Annotated in this window: 3 protein-coding genes and 2 pseudogenes; 3 read left to right on the top strand and 2 right to left on the bottom strand. The window is 45.3% G+C overall.

The annotated features are described in order from the left end of the window. A partial coding sequence (locus BACCELL_RS12620; protein WP_007212195.1) for a ligand-binding sensor domain-containing protein occupies positions 1-918 on the bottom strand: 918 nt, incomplete at its 3' end. Between the two features lie 152 nt (positions 919-1,070). Continuing rightward, positions 1,071-3,820, bottom strand: a pseudogene (locus BACCELL_RS12625) (heparinase II/III domain-containing protein). A 161-nt stretch (positions 3,821-3,981) separates the two neighbouring features. On the opposite strand from BACCELL_RS12625, the gene nrfH reads away from it, so the two are divergent. The 3 genes and pseudogenes from nrfH to BACCELL_RS12640 all read left to right on the top strand — a co-directional run. Beyond that, positions 3,982-4,572, top strand: coding sequence for a cytochrome c nitrite reductase small subunit (gene nrfH, locus BACCELL_RS12630; protein ID WP_007212198.1), 591 nt, complete (start codon positions 3,982-3,984; stop codon positions 4,570-4,572). A 21-nt stretch (positions 4,573-4,593) separates the two neighbouring features. Continuing rightward, on the top strand, positions 4,594-6,075 hold the full coding sequence (gene nrfA, locus BACCELL_RS12635; RefSeq protein WP_007212199.1) for an ammonia-forming cytochrome c nitrite reductase: 1,482 nt from the start codon (positions 4,594-4,596) through the stop codon (positions 6,073-6,075). Between the two features lie 9 nt (positions 6,076-6,084). After that, positions 6,085-6,880 (top strand): annotated as a pseudogene (locus BACCELL_RS12640) (hypothetical protein); the annotation flags it as partial.

The raw sequence follows: 6,880 nt of genomic DNA on the forward strand, positions 1-6,880 counted from the left end.
GGAACGGATACTTTCGTCTTTTCCCGGTTCGTGGCGCAAAGAGCGTAGAACTTTCATTTGTTTGGTAGAAATGAAATGTACTCCATTTCCATCCGTACCCACATACAACATATCTTTACCATCACCGGACAGCGAAGATATCACATTGCATCCTACATCGATGAAGGGCCTGAACTTATGTGTTTGTGTATCGAAGCTGATAATACCTTGACCCATCGTACCCAGATAAAGTACGTTGCCGATGCGGGTGATATTGTTGTAAGAGCAAAAATGTTTGTCTTCTACTATATTATGATAAGGGACGATTTTCTTGTCGGCAAGTGTCAGGGAATAAAGTCCGTCGTTGGTGGCTATCCAGAGAATGCCATCCTCACTAAGACTTAGTCCGGTGATGATATTAGAGGCTGAAAGGACATTGGGATCTATGAGCTTTTGTTCCAGGTTCCCGTTTTTATAGATAAACAGACCGGCCTCACTTCCTATATATAAAGTACCTTTCCCATCAGGTAGGAGCGTCCGGACGCCATAGTGTAAAGTTTCAGCAGCAATCGGTTCGAGAATATCTTTTTCGGTATTTACCCGCCAAAGTCCCATGCCGTTTCCCATCCATATCTGGTTGCCTTCCATTTCGGCGATAGCATTGACTCGCTTGATTTTTTCATTCGCTCCGGAAATCAGGAAATGTTTCAGACGTGTGCCGTCAAAACGTTCCAAAGAATTACCGGTACCTATCCAAACATAGCCAATGGAGTCTTTATAAAGTGCATTTACTACTAAGTCGGAAAGTCCTTCGGTGACGGACAGTCCCCGGAAGACAGAGGGGAGTGAATAGCCCGGAAGGAAGCCAAACAGCAGGAATAGCAGGATGATATATTTCGATATGTTTTTCACGATATGGTATCTTTCGTTTCTATACATTATGTTTCTGTACAGCAAATATAAGGAAAAAGAACGAAAATATTCGGGTTTAGGATGATTATTCGGCAGTCGAAGAGTCTTTGCTGACTTATTGGCTTGCGGACAGGGTACGGATCAGATACGGAGATGATATGGATTTGATGCTATTGTTTTCACTTCAATTCCATTTCCGCTGTATTGGCTTTTAGTTTATACGTCTTCTTTTTGATACTGATGGAGCAATCGGCGGATGCAGTGTAGTACCATGCCCCTTTCTTGAATTCCAGTAATATCTCTGCGGGAGTTTCCGCCTTGATAACTACATTCGGGGTACTTAGCAAAGTGCCATGTCCTAAAAAGAAGGTGCAATCATCGCCCTTTTTATTTCCCCATAAAGCATAGGTGGCTTGTGCACTCATTTTTCCACTGGTGCAGATATCCGTGGGGGTATCTGATGACAGGATATAATCTATACGTCCATCTTTTTGTACAACACATATGCTGGTGGCACTGTTTTCCGTTTTACTTTTTACTTCGGGGAAGCTTACTTCGGCAATGCAGCCGGGTTCTTTTACGGATGAGGGCTCATAGATAGCGACGAATGGTCGGTTCCAGGCTTCTCCTTTCTGGCGGGCTACAAATGTCAGGGTAGGCTGTTCTTTTATATTATATGGCATCCCCGGGGTACGGCTCAAACCTTCCGTCATGGGAGACAAGGCGGTGAAAACTTCCCGATCTGTTTCTCCTTTCATCCACAAGTTCATTGAAATGTCATCCTTGTCGGGCATGGCAATGGTAAATGTAGCTTTTATATCTTTGTCGGTAGTAGCTGACTTTTTATCATAGATATAAGAATAAGCATAAAGGTGAGCACCGGCAAAGGCCAGTTCTTCGGTGGGTTGCAAATTCAAGTCTGTACCGTTTGTGCCTGTCAGTGTTAGGGTTTGCCCCAGATTATGATAGAAATAATCATGCATTTTATCACCACACGTTCTTTCCGGCTGCGGAAGATATCTACATAGTAACCGGTTTCCGGACCGGTAGTGACGATACTCATCATGCGGGTCTGGTCGGCACGACTTTCCGGTTCACGGAAAGAAACATCGCTATAGGTTACGGAAGAGAAAGCTTTTACCGGTTCGGAAGAAACAGGGAAACTGGATTTAAGATCAAAGGAGTGATTACTTTTCATAACCGGGTAACTGGAAATGCCATCCACGCAAACCGTGTTATGACTGGGAAATTGAGAATAATATTCCAGATAGTCCAGTCCGCTGTATAAGTAAAGGCCGATTCCGGCATCGGGAGCCAGAACATATCCCTTACCATAAAGCTCCATGGATATGCCATTGGCATGCATGTGGTTTCCTTCACTGGCATTCAGGGATATCATAAGGCTGTTACGGGGATTCATTCCGTTTCGTTGTACCAGCCAGGAAACGTTCGGTGCATAGAAGAAGGGAGAGACATATTGTTCTATTTTTCCGGCTTCGATATTGGGATTCAGTTCCAATGGCTTTTCATCAAAGAAAGAACTGATAGAAACAGGGACACTTTTTTTGTTGTCTTTAGTTTTTCCCGCATCAGGATGGAAGCATTTCAGCATGGCAGTGAAATATTCTTCTTGCTCTTTCTTGCCGTTGTGCTGCGCGTTTCGTATCATGCGGGATATAGGATTGGTGTTCAGATATCCCGGGTGGGTATCACCGAAACCACAGATCATCCGGTTAGGGAACAAATATTGCGGAGTAGCGACTACCGCTTTAGAGAGAACCGGCATTGCTTTCACCAGATCATAATTCAGATTCCGGTCGAAGAGAGTAGCAAAACTGGTGTAGTCATTCAGTACTACATTGCTGTACCCGGGACATTCGGCCCAGATACCTGTTTTTGGATCGAAGCCATAATCGGCTAATTTAGTCAGACTCCATTGGCGAATACTGGAACGGTTGAGTACATAATCAATGTAATATTCGCGCCCTTTACCATCGGCATATTGCTTGTTGTTTTCCAGTATCATACCGATATTCATAACATAGCGAGCCTGCATCAGGTTCCAGTTATTGTGAGGAACACCGTTTGCAATGATATTGTCCGCCCATTTCTTGAAAGCTCCTGCGTATATATCCATCTTGTCGGTATGCCGGGTATTCAGGTAGTCATACAGGAAATCGTAAAGGGGAACGATATCATAAAGAATATCTTCGTGGATAACCTCGAAAGAACTCATTCCTACCAGCGTTTGCTGATGGCCGTGGTTGAGGTCGATAGGAACATTCCGGTAATAGATACCGGTCATATAGGTATCGAATACTCCGGCGGCAAGTTTTGCATATCTTTCTTCTCCGGTAAGCCAGTAAAGGAAGGCGGCATCACGGGCGATACCCATGATTTCACGGTTCAGGCTTTCGATGTTACGGCCGGTTTTAGAAGGATGTACACTCTCCATGGGGCGGCCGGGCAGGGCATTGTTACAAAATGTCACATTTCCTTCAGCATCGTCATCGTATGGCACTACATCTTCCAGACGGGGACGTCCGTGGGTGGCGAATGTGCCACGCGTACCGGTATAGCGAACGGTGGGTGCCGGTGCTTTTTCGCCTCCGGCATGGTCGAAGGTTTCACCTTTTATATATACATCCGTAGCATGAGACTTCCAATACATGGCAAGGCGCGAAAGTAACCAGTCCGGTTGGGCGTCTGTCAGGTTAGCATAAAGATCGGTTCGCTTTTTCAATTTCTCAAATACGTCTTTTGCCCAATCTTCTTTTTCTATCAGATTCAGGGTTTCACTCTTACTGTTACTGTCTGTCAGGTAACGTGGATGGCTATTCGGCAATTGCTGTTGGAAGGCGATTTTCACCTCCTGAGCTTGTAATATCCCTGAAAAGAGAAGACATATCAATAAACTAAGTACTTTCATATTCTATCAATAACATTAGGTGTTTAAAGAATATACGGATGAGGGTGGATAATTACTCAACGAAATTCTTCAAAGATAGCGCAAGACTGTATAAAAGATGTAATCATTATTACACTTTTTTAAAAATAAAGCCCCTACTTTTGTGAAAAATACTATTTCCTATGAAGAAATTGTCATTTATAAACAGGTTTTTACCTTCGTACCAATGGAAAGTGGCTGCGATAATAATTTGCGGTGTTGTGGTAGGCGGGGGAGGCTTGTTCATGTATTTGCTGCGGGCGCATACCTACTTGGGGGATGAGCCGTCAGCGTGCGTGAACTGTCATATTATGGCACCTTACTATGCTACATGGTTCCACAGTTCACATAGTCGGGATGCCACTTGTAATGATTGTCATGTTCCTCATGAGAATGTCGTTAAGAAATGGACATTCAAAGGGATGGACGGTATGAAGCATGTAGCTGCTTTTTTGACAAAGAGCGAGCCGCAGGTTATCAGGGCGCATGAAGCCAGTTCAGAGGTGATTATGAATAACTGTATTCGTTGCCATACGCAGTTGAATACGGAGTTTGTGAAAACCGGAAAAATAGATTATATGATGTCTCAGGTAGGCGAGGGTAAGGCTTGCTGGGATTGTCACCGGGATGTGCCGCATGGTGGAAGCAATTCGTTGTCATCTACTCCCAATGCACTGGTACCTTATCCCGAATCGCCCGTTCCGGACTGGTTGCAAAAGATGCTTAAGAAATAATGAAATAAAATCAATATACTTATGGAAAAGAAATTGAAGTCATGGCAAGGCTGGCTGCTGTTCGGTGGTTCGATGGTAGTCGTGTTTGTATTAGGATTATGTGTTTCCGCACTGATGGAGAGGCGGGCGGAATTAGAAAGCGTGTTCAATAACCGCAGGACTGTTATTACAGGCATTGAAGCCCGTAATGAAGTGTTCAAAAGTGATTTCCCCCGTGAATATCAGACTTGGACGGAAACAGCGAAGACAGATTTCCAGAGTGAATTCAACGGAAACATTGCAGTCGATGTATTGGAGCAACGTCCTGAAATGGTAGTTCTGTGGGCAGGATATGCTTTCTCAAAGGACTATTCGACTCCGCGTGGCCATATGCATGCGATAGAGGATATTACGGCAAGTCTTCGTACGGGTGCACCTGCTACTCCCGAAGATGGCCCGCAACCGTCTACCTGCTGGACATGTAAGAGTCCGGATGTTCCCCGTATGATGGAGGCTATCGGTGTGGATGCATTCTATAATAATAAGTGGGGAGCAATGGGTGATGAGATTGTAAATCCTATCGGATGTGCCGATTGCCACGAACCGGAAAATATGAACCTGCACATCAGCCGTCCGGCATTGATCGAGGCTTTTGCACGCCAGGGTAAGGATATTACGAAAGCTACTCCGCAGGAAATGCGCTCGCTGGTTTGTGCGCAGTGCCACGTGGAATATTACTTCAAAGGTGATGGTAAGTATCTGACTTTCCCTTGGGATAAAGGCTTTACTGTGGAAGATATGGAGGCTTATTATGATAATGAAGGTTTCTATGACTATATTCATAAACTGAGCCGTGCTCCGATATTGAAAGCGCAGCATCCTGATTATGAAATCTGTCAGATGGGTATTCACGGTCAGAGAGGTGTGTCATGTGCAGATTGCCACATGCCTTATAAGAGCGAAGGTGGTGTGAAATTCAGCGATCACCATATTCAAAGCCCGCTGGCGATGATAGACCGTACTTGTCAGACTTGCCATCGCGAAAGTGAAGAAACACTGCGTAACAATGTGTACGAACGTCAACGTAAGGCTAACGAAATACGTAACCGTTTGGAACAGGAACTCGCTAAGGCTCATATCGAGGCAAAGTTTGCATGGGACAAGGGGGCTACGGAAGATCAGATGAAAGATGTACTTGCCCTTATCCGTCAGGCGCAGTGGCGTTGGGATTTCGGTGTGGCTTCTCACGGTGGTTCTTTCCATGCTCCGCAGGAAATCCAACGTATCCTTTCACATGGACTGGATAAGGCTATGCAGGCTCGTCTGGCTGTATCAAGAGTATTGGCTAAGCATGGTTTTACGGATGATGTGCCGATGCCGGATATTTCAACCAAAGAGAAAGCGCAACAATACATTGGTCTCGACATGGATGCGGAAAGAGCTGCTAAAGAGAAATTCTTGAAAACAACTGTACCTGCGTGGCTGGAAAAAGCGAAAGCTAACGGTCGCCTGGCCCAGAAATAAAACAGAGATATGTGGATCAGACCGTGGGGATTTAAAGAAGGATGCCTGATAGGCGCAGGATTGTTGGTGACAGGATGGCTGCTACAGATTACAATCGGTGAAATAGATTGGAGTCTGTTTGCCTATCCGGTGAATATCATTGTTCTGGTTTTATATATAGCCGGAATAGTTGCCATGCATTGCCTGCGCAAACGTGTCTATTTCTTCGGTTGGATGAGTCATTATACATCAGCTGTCTCTTCTCTTTTATGGGTGGCGGGCATTACGGTGGTGATGGGACTTATCCGTCAGCTCCCTTCCGATCATCCGGCAGATATGTTTGGCTTTTCGCGAATGCTTTCGGCATGGCCTTTTGTATTGCTTTATATCTGGATGGTGACTGTACTGGGGTTGACCACGTTTCGTGCCGGATTTCCATTCAGATGGAAGAAGCTTGCTTTCCTTTTGAATCATGCCGGGCTGTTCATTGCCTTGATTACGGCAACCTTGGGAAATGCCGATATGCAGCGGCTGAAAATGACTACCCGGATAGATAATGCCGAATGGCGTGCAATGGATGAGCACGGTAAATTGATAGAACTTCCGCTGGCCATTGAACTGAAAGACTTCACGATTGACGAGTATCCTCCGAAACTGATGCTGATTGATAATGAAACAGGACGTACATTGCCTGAGAAAGCACCGGAGCATTTGTTGCTGGAAGAAGGTGTAACGGATGGGCAACTGTCCGATTGGCTGGTGACTATCCGGCAAACGATTCCCTGGGCGGCTTCTGTGGCTACGGAAGATACGGTGAGGTTTACCG

It is taken from the genome of Bacteroides cellulosilyticus DSM 14838, from assembly GCF_000158035.1.
GTDB classification, from domain to species: domain Bacteria; phylum Bacteroidota; class Bacteroidia; order Bacteroidales; family Bacteroidaceae; genus Bacteroides; species Bacteroides cellulosilyticus.

Excerpts from the sequence above, each read along its gene's own strand:
- nrfH (WP_007212198.1), top strand. The coding sequence starts at position 3,982 with ATGAAGAAATTGTCATTTATAAACAGGTTTTTACCTTCGTACCAATGG.
- nrfA (WP_007212199.1), top strand. The coding sequence starts at position 4,594 with ATGGAAAAGAAATTGAAGTCATGGCAAGGCTGGCTGCTGTTCGGTGGT.